11 protein-coding genes are annotated in these 14893 nt (G+C 65.8%); 3 read left to right on the top strand and 8 right to left on the bottom strand.

Annotation, left to right across the window (positions count from 1 at the left end; all coding sequences use genetic code 11):
* From uvrC to MUG94_RS09155, 7 genes are all read right to left on the bottom strand, one after another.
* Positions 1–2031 (bottom strand): excinuclease ABC subunit UvrC, encoded by a 2031-nt coding sequence (gene uvrC / locus MUG94_RS09125; protein ID WP_227907757.1) that lies wholly within the window; start codon positions 2029–2031, stop codon positions 1–3.
* Positions 2032–2106: 75 nt separating this feature from the next.
* Positions 2107–2775 carry a lysophospholipid acyltransferase family protein gene (locus MUG94_RS09130; RefSeq protein WP_227889866.1) on the bottom strand — a complete coding sequence of 223 codons (669 nt, stop codon included), beginning with the start codon at positions 2773–2775 and terminating at the stop codon, positions 2107–2109.
* Complete coding sequence (locus MUG94_RS09135; protein WP_227907756.1) at positions 2762–3466, bottom strand: HAD hydrolase-like protein; 705 nt, start codon at positions 3464–3466, stop codon at positions 2762–2764. The genes MUG94_RS09130 and MUG94_RS09135 overlap by 14 nt, the downstream gene beginning before the upstream one ends.
* 101 nt (positions 3467–3567) lie before the next feature.
* Positions 3568–6456 carry an excinuclease ABC subunit UvrA gene (gene uvrA, locus MUG94_RS09140; RefSeq protein WP_227907933.1) on the bottom strand — a complete coding sequence of 963 codons (2889 nt, stop codon included), beginning with the start codon at positions 6454–6456 and terminating at the stop codon, positions 3568–3570.
* A 74-nt stretch (positions 6457–6530) separates the two neighbouring features.
* On the bottom strand, positions 6531–6908 hold the full coding sequence (locus tag MUG94_RS09145; RefSeq protein WP_227889868.1) for a GntR family transcriptional regulator: 378 nt from the start codon (positions 6906–6908) through the stop codon (positions 6531–6533).
* 75 nt (positions 6909–6983) lie between these two features.
* Complete coding sequence (locus MUG94_RS09150) at positions 6984–8891, bottom strand: ABC transporter ATP-binding protein (RefSeq protein ID WP_227907932.1); 1908 nt, start codon at positions 8889–8891, stop codon at positions 6984–6986.
* Positions 8892–8896: 5 nt separating this feature from the next.
* Positions 8897–10630, bottom strand: coding sequence for an ABC transporter ATP-binding protein (locus MUG94_RS09155; protein WP_227907754.1), 1734 nt, complete (start codon positions 10628–10630; stop codon positions 8897–8899).
* A gap of 130 nt (positions 10631–10760) precedes the next feature.
* On the opposite strand from MUG94_RS09155, the gene MUG94_RS09160 reads away from it, so the two are divergent.
* Both MUG94_RS09160 and MUG94_RS09165 read left to right on the top strand, forming a co-directional pair.
* The gene (locus tag MUG94_RS09160) at positions 10761–11408 is read left to right on the top strand and encodes an MBL fold metallo-hydrolase (protein WP_227907752.1); all 648 of its coding nucleotides are present in this window, start codon (positions 10761–10763) and stop codon (positions 11406–11408) included.
* A gap of 102 nt (positions 11409–11510) precedes the next feature.
* The gene (locus MUG94_RS09165) at positions 11511–12905 is read left to right on the top strand and encodes an APC family permease (protein ID WP_227907751.1); all 1395 of its coding nucleotides are present in this window, start codon (positions 11511–11513) and stop codon (positions 12903–12905) included.
* On the opposite strand, the gene MUG94_RS09170 is transcribed toward MUG94_RS09165, so the two are convergent.
* Positions 12902–13681, bottom strand: coding sequence for a trans-aconitate 2-methyltransferase (locus MUG94_RS09170; protein ID WP_227907747.1), 780 nt, complete (start codon positions 13679–13681; stop codon positions 12902–12904). The two genes, MUG94_RS09165 and MUG94_RS09170, sit on opposite strands and share 4 nt — an antisense overlap.
* A gap of 185 nt (positions 13682–13866) precedes the next feature.
* On the opposite strand from MUG94_RS09170, the gene MUG94_RS09175 reads away from it, so the two are divergent.
* Positions 13867–14886 (top strand): DUF695 domain-containing protein, encoded by a 1020-nt coding sequence (locus MUG94_RS09175; RefSeq protein WP_227907746.1) that lies wholly within the window; start codon positions 13867–13869, stop codon positions 14884–14886.
* The last annotated feature ends 7 nt before the right edge of the window (positions 14887–14893 follow it).

The following is a 14893-nucleotide window of genomic DNA, read 5'->3' on the forward strand; positions in this document are numbered from 1 at the left end:
CTAAGTTTCGATGATTTCGCCGGTGGTCATGTTGACGGCCGGTGCGGCTGGTTCCGAACCCTTCGCCCCGAGCTGTGCGTGCACCGACGCGGCAAGTGCGGGCCCGATTCCGGGCACGCGCTGCAGGTCCTCCGGGGAGGCAGCCCGGAGCTTCTTGACCGATCCGAATTCCTTGAGCAGGGCAGCGCGCTTGGCCGGCCCCAGGCCGGAAATTTCATCCAGCAGGGAAGCTGTCATGGACTTGGCCCGTTTCTGCCGGTGGAAGGTGATGGCAAAACGGTGGGCCTCATCGCGGATTCGCTGGAGGAGGAAGAGCGCTTCGGATGCGCGCGGGAGGATGACCGGGAAATCGCTGTCCGGCAGCCAGACCTCCTCCAGGCGCTTGGCCAGGCCCACCACGAAGATGTCCGTGATGCCAAGGTCCGCCAGCGCGCGGGAGGCCGCAGCCACCTGGGGCTGGCCGCCGTCGACCACCACCAGGTTGGGCGGATAGGCGAACTTGGTTCGGGGCGCCGCGGTGAGGGTGTCCGTCAGGGGCTGGACATCGGTTCCGGTGCGGTCGGCGGGCAGGCCCTCCGGCACTGCGGTAGCGGCTCCGGCTGAGGCATCGGGGTCAGCGGCAGGGTCAGCGTTCTCCGCGAGGTAGTTGCGGAAGCGCCGGGAGATGACGTTGTACATGGCCGAGGTGTCGTCCCGCGCCGCATCACCGGTGATGGAGAACTTGCGGTAATCGGATTTCTTCGGGAGCCCGTCCTCGGCCACCACCATCGAGGCCACCACGTTGGTGCCTGAGACGTGGGAAATGTCGTAGCACTCGATGCGCAGCAGGGCCACCGGAAGGTCCAGGGCTTCCTGCAGCTCCTGCAGGGCGGCGGACCGCGTGGTGATGTCTCCGGCGCGGCGGCTCTTGTGCAGGCGCAGGGCATCAGCGGCGTTGCGGGCCACGGTTTCCATCAGGGCCTTCTTGTCCCCGCGCTGGGGAACGCGGATGTCAACCTTCGCCCCCCGCAGCCCGCCCAGCCACTCGGCCAGTTCATCAGCGTTGGGCGGCAGCACCGGCACGAGGACCTGCCGGGGAATGCGGTCGGTGGAATTGGCTTCGCCGTAGACCTGCTGGATCAGGTGTTCCACCAGGTCCGCGGTGTCATTGTCCTCGACCTTCTCCACCACCCAGCCGCGCTGGCCGCGGATGCGGCCGCCGCGGACGTGGAAGACCTGCGCGGAAGCCTCAAGCTCATCCTCTTCGAGTGCGAAGATGTCAGCGTCGGTGTCTTCGCTGAGCACCACGTTGTTGCGTTCAAAGACCTTCCGCAGGGCGGAAATGTCGTCGCGGAGCCGGGCCGCGGATTCGTAATCCAGCTCTGCAACGGCGGCCTGCATCTCCTTTTCCAGGGAGGAAATGAACCGTTTGCTGTCTCCGGACATGAAGTCGCACAGTTCTGCGGCCAGCTTGCGGTGATCCTCGGCGCTGATGCGTCCCACGCAGGGCGCCGAGCATTTGTCGATGTACCCGAGCAGGCAGGGCCGCCCCGTGCGTTCGGCACGCTTGAAGACGCCGGAACTGCAGGTGCGGACGGGGAAAACCCGCAGCAGGGTGTCCAGGGTTTCCCTGATGGCCTTGGCCGGATAGAACGGCCCGAAGTAGCGGGTATCTTTCCGCCGGTCACCGCGCATGACCTGGGCGCGGGGATACTTCTCCCCCATGGTGACGGCCAGGTACGGGTAGGACTTGTCGTCCCGGAACATGATGTTGAACCGGGGATTGAATTCCTTGATCCAGGTGTATTCCAGCTGCAGTGCTTCAAGCTCGGTGCCCACCACCGTCCATTCCACGCTCGCTGCGGTGTGGACCATGGCCCGGGTCTTGGGCAGCAAACCGCGGGGGTTGGCGAAGTAGGAGTTCAGGCGGGAGCGGAGGTTTTTGGCCTTCCCGACATAGACGACCCTGCCGTGCTCGTCACGGAAACGGTAGACACCTGGAGCGGTGGGGATTTCCCCTGTTTTCGGCCGGTATGTTGCTGGATCTGCCACTGTTCCATCCTACGGTCGCGGCCGGACCGCTCCGCCCCGGAGCCCCTCTTTTCGCGGCCCGCTGAACTGCCGGACCTATCCCTCGGCCTTATTTTGGTTGTAGCTGCCGGCGCGCTCCTGCCCGGTGAGTTCCGCAATCGCGTCCATGACCCGGTCCGTCGCCTGCCGGCGGGCGGGCAGGGCATGGTCCGGACCGGTCTTGGAGAAGTACAGCGGCCGGCCCACTTTCATGGTGAAGTGCTGCGGCTTGACCCACTTTTTACCGGCAGGCTGCAGGTTTTCGGTGCCGATCAGGCCCACGGGGACCACCGGCGCCCCGGAGGTCAGCGCCAGCCAGCCAACGCCGGTGCGGCCGCGGTACAGGAGCCCGTCCCGCGACCTGGTTCCCTCGGGGTAGATGCCTATTCCGGAACCGTCTTCAAGCCGGTCCAGCAGCGTCTTGAGGGCTGCCACGGACGCCGCCTGCTGGCCGCGCTCCACCGGAATGGAGCCCACCCCTTCGAAGAAGGTGCGCATTGCGGCACCCTTGACGCCCGTGCCGGTGAAGTATTCGGCCTTGGCGAAGAAGGCCACGGGCCGGGGCATCAGGGCCTGGGTGAGGACGCTGTCTAGGAAGGACAAATGGTTCGCCGCAACAATGAAGGGGCCGGTTGCCGGCACATTTTCCAGCCCAATGACGGTGGGCCGGCACAATGATGCAATCAGCCCGCGGGTGGACGCCCGCGTCAGGTCATAGACTCCCATTCGCGCAGGTCCTTTCCTGCACGCGGAAGCGGTCCAGTTCCGTCAGCAGTTCGCCGGCAGAGTGCACGACGGCGGCAGCACCTTCGGTTTCCAGCTCGCCGTCGGCGGCGAAACCCCAGGCCACGCCAATGCAGTCCAGGGCGTTGTCGGCGGCACCGTGCACGTCATGCATCCGGTCCCCCACCATGACTGCGCTGTCGAAGCTGCCGGCGTGGCGGATGAGGGCGGCACGGATGATCGTCCGCTTGCCGTCCAGCTCCGCACCGGCCTGCTCATCCGCCGGCGAACCATGCACCGAATCGAAGAGATCCAAGAGGCCCTGAACCCGCAGCAGGTCAACAGCCAGCGGTTCGGGTTTCTGCGTTGCGACGGCCAGCCGGGCACCTGCTGCCCGCAGCTGCTCCAGGACTTCCCGGATGCCGGGATAGGGACGGCTCTGCGCCATGCCCTTCGCGGAATAACCGGCCCGGTAACGGGCAATAACCTCGGGCAGGCGTTCGTCCGGAACACCGGCAATGTCCCGGAGCGAAACAGCCAGCGCCGGGCCGACCATGCGCTGCAGATCCGCAGGGGCCGGGACGGGCAGGCCGCAGGCGGCCAGGGCGGCGCTGATGCCGCCGGTGATGCTGCCCGCCGGATCCACCAGAGTTCCGTCAAGGTCGAAGAGCACTAAGAGCCGGGATTCTTTCACCGGGACAGTTTCCCACACCTACTCCCCGGTACGAAAAAAGGCATTCCCTTCGGGGAATACCTTTTTTCGTCACATACCCGCAGGCCACGGATATATGCCGGTCAGTTCTGCTTCGCGAACAATTCCGCGAGGAACCTGCCGGTGTGGCTGACCTCGGACTTGGCCACCTTCTCCGGCGTTCCCTGCGCGATGACCTGGCCGCCGCCGTTTCCGCCTTCGGGGCCCATGTCGATGAGCCAGTCGGCGCTCTTGATGACGTCCAGGTTGTGCTCGATGGTGATGACGGTGTTGCCCTTGTCCACCAGGCCCTGCAGGACCAGCAGCAGCTTGCGGACGTCCTCGAAGTGCAGGCCCGTGGTGGGCTCATCCAGCACGTAGACGCTGCGCCCGTTGGACCGCTTCTGCAGTTCCGCCGCCAGCTTCACGCGCTGCGCTTCACCGCCGGAGAGAGTGGTGGCCGGCTGGCCGAGGCGGACGTAGCCCAGCCCGACGTCCACCAGGGTGTTCAGGTGCCGGGAAATCGGAGCGAAGGCTGCGAAGAACTCCGCGGCCTCCTCGATGGACATGCTCAGCACTTCGGCAATGTTCTTGCCCTTGTAGTGCACCTCGAGGGTTTCACGGTTGAACCGGCCGCCGTGGCAGACCTCGCAGGGGACATAGACGTCCGGCAGGAAGTTCATTTCGATCTTCAGGGTGCCGTCGCCGTGGCAGGCTTCGCAGCGTCCGCCCTTGACGTTGAAGGAGAACCGGCCGGGAAGGTAGCCGCGGATTTTTGATTCCGTCGTCTCGGCGAACAGCTTGCGGATGTGGTCCCAGACCCCGGTGTACGTGGCCGGGTTGGACCGCGGTGTCCGGCCAATGGGGCTCTGGTCCACGTGGATGACCTTGTCCAGGTTTTCCAGTCCGTCAATGCGGGTGTGCCGCCCCGCAACATGCTTGGCGCCGTTGAGCTTGGCAGCCAGCGTCTTGTACAGAATGTCATTGATCAGGGTGGACTTGCCCGAGCCGCTGACGCCGGTCACCGCAGTAAAGACGCCCAACGGAATGCTGACGTCGATGTTGCGGAGGTTGTTCTCCCGCGCACCGACGATCTTCAGCTGGCGGGTTTTGTCCACCTTGCGCCGCTTCGCCGGGATCTCGATCTTCCGCCGTCCGGACAGGTAGGCGCCGGTCAGGGAGCGCTCGTTCTTGAGGAGTCCCTCCAGGGAGCCGGAGTGGACCACTTCGCCGCCGCGCTCACCGGCACCCGGTCCGATGTCCACCACCCAGTCCGCTTCGTGAATGGTGTCTTCGTCGTGCTCCACCACAATCAGGGTGTTGCCCAGGTTGCGCAGCCGGGCCAGCGTCTCGATCAGGCGGCGGTTGTCCTTCTGGTGCAGCCCGATGGACGGCTCGTCCAGGACATACAGGACACCCACCAGTCCGGAACCGATCTGGGTGGCCAGCCGGATGCGCTGCGCTTCGCCGCCCGAGAGGGTGGCTGCGGGGCGGTCCAGGCTCAGGTACTCGAGTCCGACGTCGAGCAGGAAGGTCAGGCGGGCCAGGATTTCCTTCAGCACCTGGTCGCCGATCTTCGCCTCGCGGACCGTCAGCTCCAGGTTCTGGAAGAATGCCGCGGCATCGCGCAGGGGGAGGTTGCCTGCCTCGGCAATGTTCTTGCCGTTGATCAGCACGGACAACGAAGCGGGGTTCAGCCGCGCACCTCCGCAGGCAGGGCAGTCGATTTCCCGCATGTACTCCTCGTACCGGTCGCGGGCGCTGTCCGACTCGGTTTCGAGGTGCTTGCGGTGGATGTACTGGATGACGCCTTCAAAGCCCGTGCTGTACTTCCGCTCGCGGCCGAAGCGGTTCTTGTACTGAACCACCACTTTGTGGTCCTTGCCGTTCAGGATGGCTTCGCGTGCCTTGGCCGGAAGCTTCTTCCACGGCACATCCATGGAGAAGCCCAGTTCCTTGGCCAGGCCGGCCAGCAGCCGGTTCCAGTACTCCAGAGTGGCGTTGCCCAATGCCCACGGAGCCACGGCACCGGCGGCCAGGCTGAGGTTCGGGTTGGGAATGACCAGGTCCTCGTCAACTTCCAGCCGGCTGCCGATGCCGGTGCAGACCGGGCAGGCGCCGAAGGGGTTGTTGAAGGAGAAGGACCGGGGTTCGATTTCATCGATGGCCAGCGGATGCTCGTTGGGGCAGGCCAGATGCTCGGAGAAGGCCCGGACCCGCTCATCGCTCTTTTCGTCAATGTCCACGAAGTCGGCCAGGATCCGGCCGTCGGCCAAGCCGAGGGCGGTTTCCACCGAGTCGGTCAGCCGCTGCCGGATGCCGTCCTTGGCGACCAGGCGGTCCACCACCACTTCGATGGTGTGCTTGTACTGCTTGCCGAGCTTGGGCGGATCGGACAGCTGGATCTGCTTGCCGTCGACCTTCGCACGGGAGTACCCCTTGGCAGCGAGTTCCGAAAACAGGTCCACGAACTCGCCCTTGCGGCCGCGCACCACCGGGGCGAGGATCTGGAACCGGGTACCCTCTTCGAGTTCCAGCAGCTGGTCAACAATCTGCTGCGGGGTCTGGCGGGAAACGGGCTCACCGCAGACCGGACAGAACGGTGTGCCAACACGCGCCCAGAGCAGGCGCATGTAATCGTAAATTTCGGTGATGGTGCCAACCGTGGAGCGGGGGTTCTTGGAGGTGGACTTCTGATCGATGGACACTGCCGGGGACAGTCCTTCGATGAAGTCGACGTCGGGCTTGTCCACCTGGCCCAGGAACATCCGGGCGTACGAGGACAGGGACTCGACGTAGCGGCGCTGGCCCTCGGCAAAGATGGTGTCAAAGGCCAATGAGGACTTTCCGGAACCGGAAAGCCCGGTAAAGACAATCATCGCGTCACGCGGCAAATCCACATCCACGTTCTTCAGGTTGTGCTCCCGGGCGCCCTTGACGATCAGGCGGGAGAGATCATTGCCGCTGTGCGGCGCGTTGGCATTATCGGCCATCAAAGAGGTAGCTGTAGACACATTTTCCACTGTAGTTCACCGTTTGGTTCGAAGAAGTATTCGACGCCGTGGTTTCACCGCAGGCGAAGAGCCGTCTCGACGTAAGTCAGCGCTTCCTTGGGATCCAGCCCGTTGGCACGGACCGAGTCCGCGAAGATCCGGGCGGCTTCGGCCACCCGCCGCTTGCCGTTGTCTCCGGCAGCAGCAATCACGGTGCCTGCCCGCGAGCGCGTGGTCACCACCTCGGCCTGCTCGAGTTCGCGGTAAGCCCGGGCGACGGTGTTTACGGCGAGGCCCATTCGGGCGGCGAGCGCCCGGACAGGGGGCAGCCGGGTTCCGACCGCAAGCCTTCCTTCGTTGGCGGCGTCCAGGATCTGAACCCTGAGCTGCTCGAAGGGAGGAACCGAGCTTGCCGCGTCGATGCGGACCCAGGACAGGACGTCGTCGCTCATGGGACCGCCTTCAGGTTGGGGAATTGGTGCCTGTACCATTTTGCCACGGCGCGGGCGCCCGGTCCGGCAGGCGGGTCACGGTGTCCCGGCAAACTGGGAGCGGTACAGCTCGGCGTAGAACCCCTCAGCGGCCAGCAGCGCCTCATGCGTTCCCTGCTCCACGATTTCGCCGTGCCGCACCACCAGGATGACGTCCGCATCCCGGATCGTGGAGAGCCGGTGCGCGATCACGAAACTGGTCCGCGCCTCCCGCAGGGCGTTCATTGCCAGCCGGATGGATATCTCGGTGCGGGTATCCACGGAACTGGTCGCCTCGTCCAGTATCAGGATGGACGGGTCCGCCAGCCACGCCCGCGCGATGGTGATCAGCTGCCGCTGCCCCTGGCTGAGCGAACCGCCGTCGTATTCCAGGACCGTGTCATACCCCTCGGGCAGCGAGCGCACGAAGTGGTCCACATGGGTGGCGCGGGCCGCCTCGACTATCTGTTCGTCCGTCGCGCCGGGAGCCCCGTAGGCCAGGTTCTCCCGGATGGTTCCCTCAAACAGCCAGGCATCCTGGAGCACCATGCCAATTCGCTTCCGCACATCGTCGCGCCGCATGCGCGCAATGTCGGTGCCGTCGATGGTGATCCTGCCGGAGTCCACCTCGTAGAAGCGCATCAGCAGGTTGACCAGGGTGGTCTTGCCGGCCCCCGTAGGACCGACAATCGCCACTGTCTGTCCGGGTTCCGCCGTAAAGGACAGATCCCGGATCAACGGGGCTTCCGGCGAATAGCTGAAATGCACATGTTCAAAGGCGACACGCCCCTGCACGTCGCTGAGGGTCAGGGCATCCGCGGGATCCGGTTCCTGCTCCTTGTCATCCAGAAGTTCGAACACACGTTCGGCTGAGGCAACTCCGGACTGCAGCATGTTGATCAGGGAGCCGATCTGCCCCAGCGGCTGGGAGAACTGCCGGCTGTATTGAATGAAGGCCTGCACTCCCCCGATGGACAGCCGCCCGTTGGCCACCAGGAGTCCGCCGACCACGGCCACCGCCACATAGTTGAGGTTCGAGATGAACTGCATGGTGGGCATGATGATGCCGGACACAAACTGGGCTTTGAAGGAGGAGCGGTACAGGGTCTCGTTGGCGGGACGGAATCCCTCCACCACGCGTTCCTGCTGCCCGAAGGCCTTCACCACGTCCTGGGCGCTGAACATTTCCTCGATGTACCCGTTCACCTCCCCCGTGGATTTCCACTGCTGCATGAACTGCACCTGCGAGCGCTTGGCGATGAGCACGGTGACGACGGCGGACACCGGCACCGTGATCACGGCGATCAGGGCCAGCAGCGGAGAAAGCCACAGCATCATGCCGAGCACCCCCACGATAGTGAGCGCCGAGGTGATGATCTGCGTCAGTGTCTGGGAGAGCGTCTGCGCCAGGTTGTCGATGTCATTGGTCACGCGGCTGAGCACGTCGCCGCGGGATTCGCGCTGGAAGTGGGACATGGGCAGGCGGAACAGCTTGGCGTCCACCTGTTTCCGCAGCCGATACATGGCCCCCTGCACCACCCGTGCGGTCACGCGTGCCTGCAGCCAGCCGAAAAAGAACGACGCAAGGTAGATGGCCAGCACCCCCAGCACCAGCATGCCGAGCCGCCCGAAATCCAGTCCCTGGCCCGGCACCACGTCCATTGCGGCAAGCATGTCCGCCAGCTGGTCCTCCCCCGAATCGCGCAGGGCCTGCACCTGGTCGGCTTTGCTGATTCCCGGCTGCATCCCGGCGCCGATCACCCCGTCAAAGATCACGTTGGTCGCTTCGCCAAGGATGCGGGGCGCGGTGACGGCGAGCGCCACGGAGACGACGGCGGCCACCATCACCAGTGCCACCCGCAGCCGGTCCGGACTCATCAGCGCAAGGATCCGGCGGACGCTGGAGCGGAAGTTCAGCGGCTTGGCTGCCGGCCCGCGCGCACCTGGTCCGTGTCCGGCCCGCATCCCGCTCACTGCACCTCCTCCGCCGTGAGCTGGGATTCAACGATTTCCCGGTAGGTGGGCGAGGTTTCCAGCAGTTCCGCGTGTGTTCCCTGCCCGGCAATCCGCCCTTCATCAAGGACTACTATCCGCGCGGCGTCGGCGATGGTGTTGATCCGCTGGGCAACGATCAGCACCGTGGAGTTCCGCGTCTGTTCCTTCAACGCGGCTCGCAGCCGGGCATCTGTGGCAAAGTCCAGGGCGGAGAAGCTGTCGTCGAAGAGGTAGATGGCCGGCCGCACCACGAGCGCACGGGCAATGGCCAGGCGCTGCCGCTGTCCGCCGGAGAAGTTGCCGCCGCCCTGTTCCACCCGGTGCTCCAGCCCTCCCTCGGAGGCACGGACGAAATCTGCGGCCTGGGCGATTTCGAGCGCTTCCCAGAGCTCGGCGTCAGTGGCCTCGGGCCGCCCGAAGCGCAGATTGGAGCCAATGGTGCCGGAGAACAGGTAGGCCTTCTGGGGCACCAGGCCAATGCCGCTGCGCAGCGACTGCAGGGTGACCGCCTCAATGTCCTGCCCGTCGATGAAGATGCCGCCGGAGGTGGCGTCCAGCAGCCGCGGCACCAGGTTCAGCAGGGTGGACTTGCCCGCCCCCGTGGATCCGATGATGGCCGTGGTCTGTCCGGACTGTGCCGTAAAGCTGATGCCCTGCAGCACCGGAGCCTCAGCCCCCGGATAGGTGTAGCCCACCTCCCTGAAGTCCAGGGTGCCGCCGTCGTACACCAGCGGCGCGGCAGCCTCGGCGTCGTGCACCGTGCTTTCCGTGTCCAGGACCTCATAAATCCGTTCGGCGCAGACGGCGGCCCGCGGCAGCATCATGATCATGAACATGGACATCATGACGGCCATCAGGATCTGCATGATGTAGGCGATGAACGCAGTCAGGGCACCGATCTGCATCTGCCCGGCGTCAATCCGGTAGGCGCCGAACCAGACCACCGCCACGGACGCCAGGTTGGCCACCAGCATGGCCGCCGGAAACAGCAGTGCCATGTACTGCGCCGTCCTCAGCTGGGTTCCGGTCAGATCCGCATTGGCAGCGTCAAAGCGGGCTTCCTCGGTGCGCTCGCGCACGAAGGCCCGGATCACCGCCACCCCCATGATCTGCTCCCGGAGAACCGAGTTGACGCGGTCAATCTGCTTCTGCGCCCGCCGGAACAGCGGAATCAGCCGGCGCAGCACCAGTCCGATGACTGCAAAGAGCACCGGCAGGATCAGCAGCAGGATCCCGGACAGGGCCACATCCTGGTTCAGGGCCAGCAGCACCCCGCCAATGCCCATGATGGGTGCGGATACCATCACCGTGAAGGTCATCAGCAGGGCCATCTGCACCTGCTGCACGTCATTGGTGGTGCGGGTAATCAGGGAAGGGGCGCCAAACACCCCCACTTCCCGCGAGGAGAACGATTCCACCGTGGTGAACAGTTCGTCCCTGATGTTGCGGCCCACGCTCATGGCCACCCGGGAGGCAAAGTACGTGGCGGCGACGGCACAGATCACCTGACCGGCCGTAATCACGAGCATCCAGCCGCCCAGGTCCAAAATCACGCCGGTATTGGCGGGGACCACGCCGCGGTCAATGATGTCGGCGTTCAGGGTGGGCAGGAACAGTGTGGCGGCGGTTTGCAGGAACTGCAGAACAACGACGGCGGCAACGGCACCCTTGTAGGGCGCCAAATTTTGCCGGACAAGCCTTAGGAGCACGCTTCCTCCAGGGACCGGCCGGAGGGGTTCCCGGCACCCTCTGAACGTACGCCCGCCTTCCCGAACAGACAAGAGTTTTAGCCCTGGACAGCGGGGTTCACATCTGCGAGCGCGGAACTAGACTGGCGGGATGTTTGATTTGAAGAAGGTCACCATCCGCAGCCGGTCCGTGTCCAGCATGGACAACAACGTGTATGTCCTCACGGACAGGGGCACGGGGGCGCAGGTCCTCATCGACGCCGCCGCCGACTTTCCGGCCATCCGGGAGCTGCTGTCCGAAGCGGCCGCAGACGCCGCTGTTCCCGCAAAGGTGGAGCTGATAGTCACCACTCACAGCCACTGGGACCATGTACGGGCGCTCGCTGAAGCCGTGCAGGCCACCGGAGCACGCACCGCCGCCGGCCGTGAAGATGCGCCGGACATCGAGGTGCCCACCAACATGCTGCTGGCGGACGGGGATACCCTGCACATCGGCGGGCCCGAGGGTTTCGAGCTCGAGGCCATCAAGCTCCGCGGCCACACCCCCGGCTCGGTGGCCCTCCTCTACCGCGATCCTGCCGGCCCGGCGCACCTGTTCACGGGCGATTCGCTCTTCCCCGGCGGCTTGGGCAACACACAGCAGGACCCGGAGCGCTTTGCGTCGCTCTATGCAGACGTAGTCGAACAAGTGTTCGAACGGCTCCCGGATGACACCATCGTCCACCCGGGCCACGGGGCAGGAACGACACTGGGCGCAGAGCGGCCGCACCTGCCGGAATGGAAGGAACGCGGCTGGTAGCAGGCCTGCAGCGCCTGCAGCGCCTGCGCCGTTGACCCCTGCCGATCGAGGGTTTTACGCTCGACCAGGGACCTTTCGGAGACCGATGAGAGCGGGCAAACCGTGGCCACAGTACCGTCGTCGTCCGCTTCCGGGCCTTCAGCCGCCGTCAAACCCCAAATCGGGCTGGTTGCCTGCGTGGCGTTCGGTGTCGGCACCACGGTGGGCGGCGGCGTCTTCACCCTGTCCGGAACGGCGATCAACCTGGCCGGTTCCGGAGCGGTTCTGAGCTATGTCATTGCGGGCATTGTCATGGCCCTGTGTGCGCTGTCCTTCATTGTGGTCTCCACGCGGGCGAAGGACGGGGAATCCGGTTACGGGCCCGTCGGGGACATCCTGAGTCCGTTTTGGCGCTTTGTGGTGATGTGGGCGTTCTACCTCAACGGAGCCACGATCGTGGCGTACCTCGTTGACTCCTTCGGTGATTACCTGCACGAATACTTCCTCCCGGCGATTGGCACCCTGGCGCTCGCGCTCGCCGCCACGGCACTGGTGACGGCGCTGAATTTGGGCCCGACGGCGCTGGTGGCCAAGGCGGAAACCTGGATCGTGGGCATCAAGCTTGCGCTGCTCGTGCTGTTTGCCGTCTGGGGCCTGACGGAACTGACTCCGGAAAAGGTGGACCGGCCGCTGCCGCAGGGCACCGGCGGCGTCTTTTCGGCGGCAGCGCTTTTGTTCACCGCGTACACTGGCTTCAACGTCATCACGAATATGGCCGGCTCGGTGAAGAACCCGCGCAAGACAGTCCCCCGTGCCATCCTGCTCACCCTGCTGGTGTCCGGAATCATCTATCTGGGCACTGCCCTGGCCATGGTGGCCAGCGAAGTCACGGTCTTTACGGCCACCGGTGTCTCCCAGGCCGCAGAAATCGTGATGGGTACCTGGGGCGGCGTGCTGGTGGCCTTCGCGGCGTGCCTGTCCACCCTGTCCGGCGCCAACGCGAATGTGCTCGGCGCTTCGGAAATCATGCTGCGGATGGTGGCCCGCGGGGATGTGCCGCCCGCCCTCGGCCGCCAGACCCGCAACGGCCACCCCTACGTGAGCGTGCTGTTGCTGGGTGTCATCACCGTGGTCCTGGTGCTGCTCAATGACACCACCTTCGTGGTCTCGGTCGCCAACGTGGCGGCCATCATTGCCATGATCGTGGTGAGCGTTGCGGCCGCCGTGCTGGGATGGCGGAAATGGCCGGGCGAGGGAGCCAAGCTCCCGCTGGGTCCGGTCATTCCGATCCTCGCGGTCCTGGCAGCAGCGAGCCAGCTGCCGTCCCTGGACCCGGCCGCCCTGATCACCGGCTTCCTGCTCACCGCCCTGGGTGGTGCGCTGTACCTGGCGCGGCACTACCAGCGCGGCGGTGCCGGGGACCGGGCGCACGCGAATGAACAGATCGACAACCTGAACACGCCGCTGATGAAGGCCGCCAAGACCAAGCGTGCCGGCCGGCCGGGAACCGCTGGCTAGCCCTTCTTCCGGCCAACCATGAAGATCCGGCGGAACGGAAAGACGGTACCCCAGGCGTGCTGCGGATAGGCCTCCCGCAGCAGGGCGGCATACTCGGCTTCGAACCGCCCGAAGTCCTCCGGGTCCAGGGCATCGATGACGGGCCGCAGGGCTGTTCCGCGCACCCATTCCAGCACCGGGTCCTTGCCCGGCAGCACCTGCGAGTAACTCGTTTCCCACACGTCGGCTTCGAAGCCCGCCTCGACCAGCAGCCCCAGATAATCTTCCGGCTCATCCACTGCGTCGGCGTGGCGCAGGACGCCGTCCAGCTTGTCCGACCAGGCAGTGCTGGCGGCGAGTTCACGCATCAGGGCGTGCGAGGGGGCACCGAAGTTGCCGGGCACCTGCACGGCCAGCCAAGCGTCGGCGTCGAGCTGTTTGGCCCAGCGGCGCATGAGGTCCTGGTGGCCGGGTACCCACTGCAGGGCGGCATTTGACACCACCACATCGGTTCCCGGCTGCGGTTCCCATTCCTCGATGCCCGCGCGGACAAACTCCAGGTTCGCGGGAGCGCCCTCCAAGGCCCCCGCCTGTTCCATCATGTCGGCGGAGGAGTCGACACCGGTGACCCGGGCTTCGGGCCAGCGGGCGGCGAGCGCCGCGGTGAGGGTTCCCGGACCACAGCCAAGGTCAACAACCCTGCGCGGGTTATCAGCGGCGATGCGGGCCGTGAGGTCAAAAAACGGCCGGTCACGGTGCGAGGAGAACTGTGTGTACTTCCGGGGATCCCATTTCATGCCGCCGAGCCTAGCAAAGGGACGGGTTGGGCAGGGGCCGGCCTTCATCCGGGGTCATCCGGCGGGTGTCCGCAGCAGCGGACCACGCGGGCCGGGGCAACGAACAGCGCGTCGGCGCAGGATCCGCGGCCTATCCGCTGGTAGGTTCAGGGCGGGCGGCATGGGGGCGTCCGGGAAAGGGAAAAATGGGTCTTTTCACGCGCAGGGATTCCGCAGTGCCGGCGGATCCGGCGGAAGCCTTTTGGCGGTGGTGGAGCACGGACGGCGCGTCCCGGTTCAGCGCCGCGGCGGACACCGGCCAGTGGGGCGGGCTTGCGGGCGAGATGCAGCAACGGCTCGCAGCCGTACACCCGGACCTGGCATGGGACACCGGGACCGGGCACAGGTCCCGCCACCTTCTGGCCGTGAGCTCGGAAGGCGATCCCGCGCTGCGCAGGACCGCGGAACACTGGCTCCGCTGCGCCCCTGCCGCTGACGATACGTGGGAGTACGCGGCCGCGCGCCAGCCGGTTCCTGACGCGGCGGGCAAGACCATCGAGATCGAAGGCCGCAGCCTTTCCCTGGGCCAGGCCCGCTTCGGGCTGCGGGAGGACACTGGCAGGGGACGCCTCGACGTCGTGGTCCATCACCCGCTCTTCGGTCAAGTGCCGCAGGATCGGCGTTTGCAGGTCTCCCTGCTGCTCCTGGACTGGATCCTCGGCGAGGACGAGGTCACCCGATGGGTGGGTGCCGTCGACACGGCCACCGGCGGGACCCTGGACAGAACTGCCGCGGATCTCCGTGACGCCGTCAGCGCGCTGGCCGCCCAAACCCGGAACGAGTGGGTCGTGATGGAGGGAAACACTCCTGACGGCGGCGTCATCATGGTTCTGGCCCGCCGTCCGCTGCGCTGGATCGACTTTCCCTTGTTCGACCTCCATACCGAAGTGCGCCTAGCCTACGACGACGCCGAAACCAGCGGCCTCCCGACCCCGGCTTCCCTCGAGTTGCTCCGCGAAAAGGAGGCCCGCATCTCCGCCGCCCTGGGAACACGGGGGCTTTTGGCCGCCCGGGTAAGCACCGCCGGAACCCGGGTGCTTCACTACTACTCGGATTCCGCGGACCATCACGGACGCGAGGTAATCGAGGATGCGGTCCGCGCAGTCGGCGGCGCGGTCCGTTCCACTCCCGACCCTGGATGGACACGCGTGCGGCAGTTCTCCTAGCCCTTCC

The organism is Arthrobacter gengyunqii, from assembly GCF_023022985.1.
Classification (GTDB): Bacteria; Actinomycetota; Actinomycetes; order Actinomycetales; family Micrococcaceae; genus Arthrobacter_B; species Arthrobacter_B gengyunqii.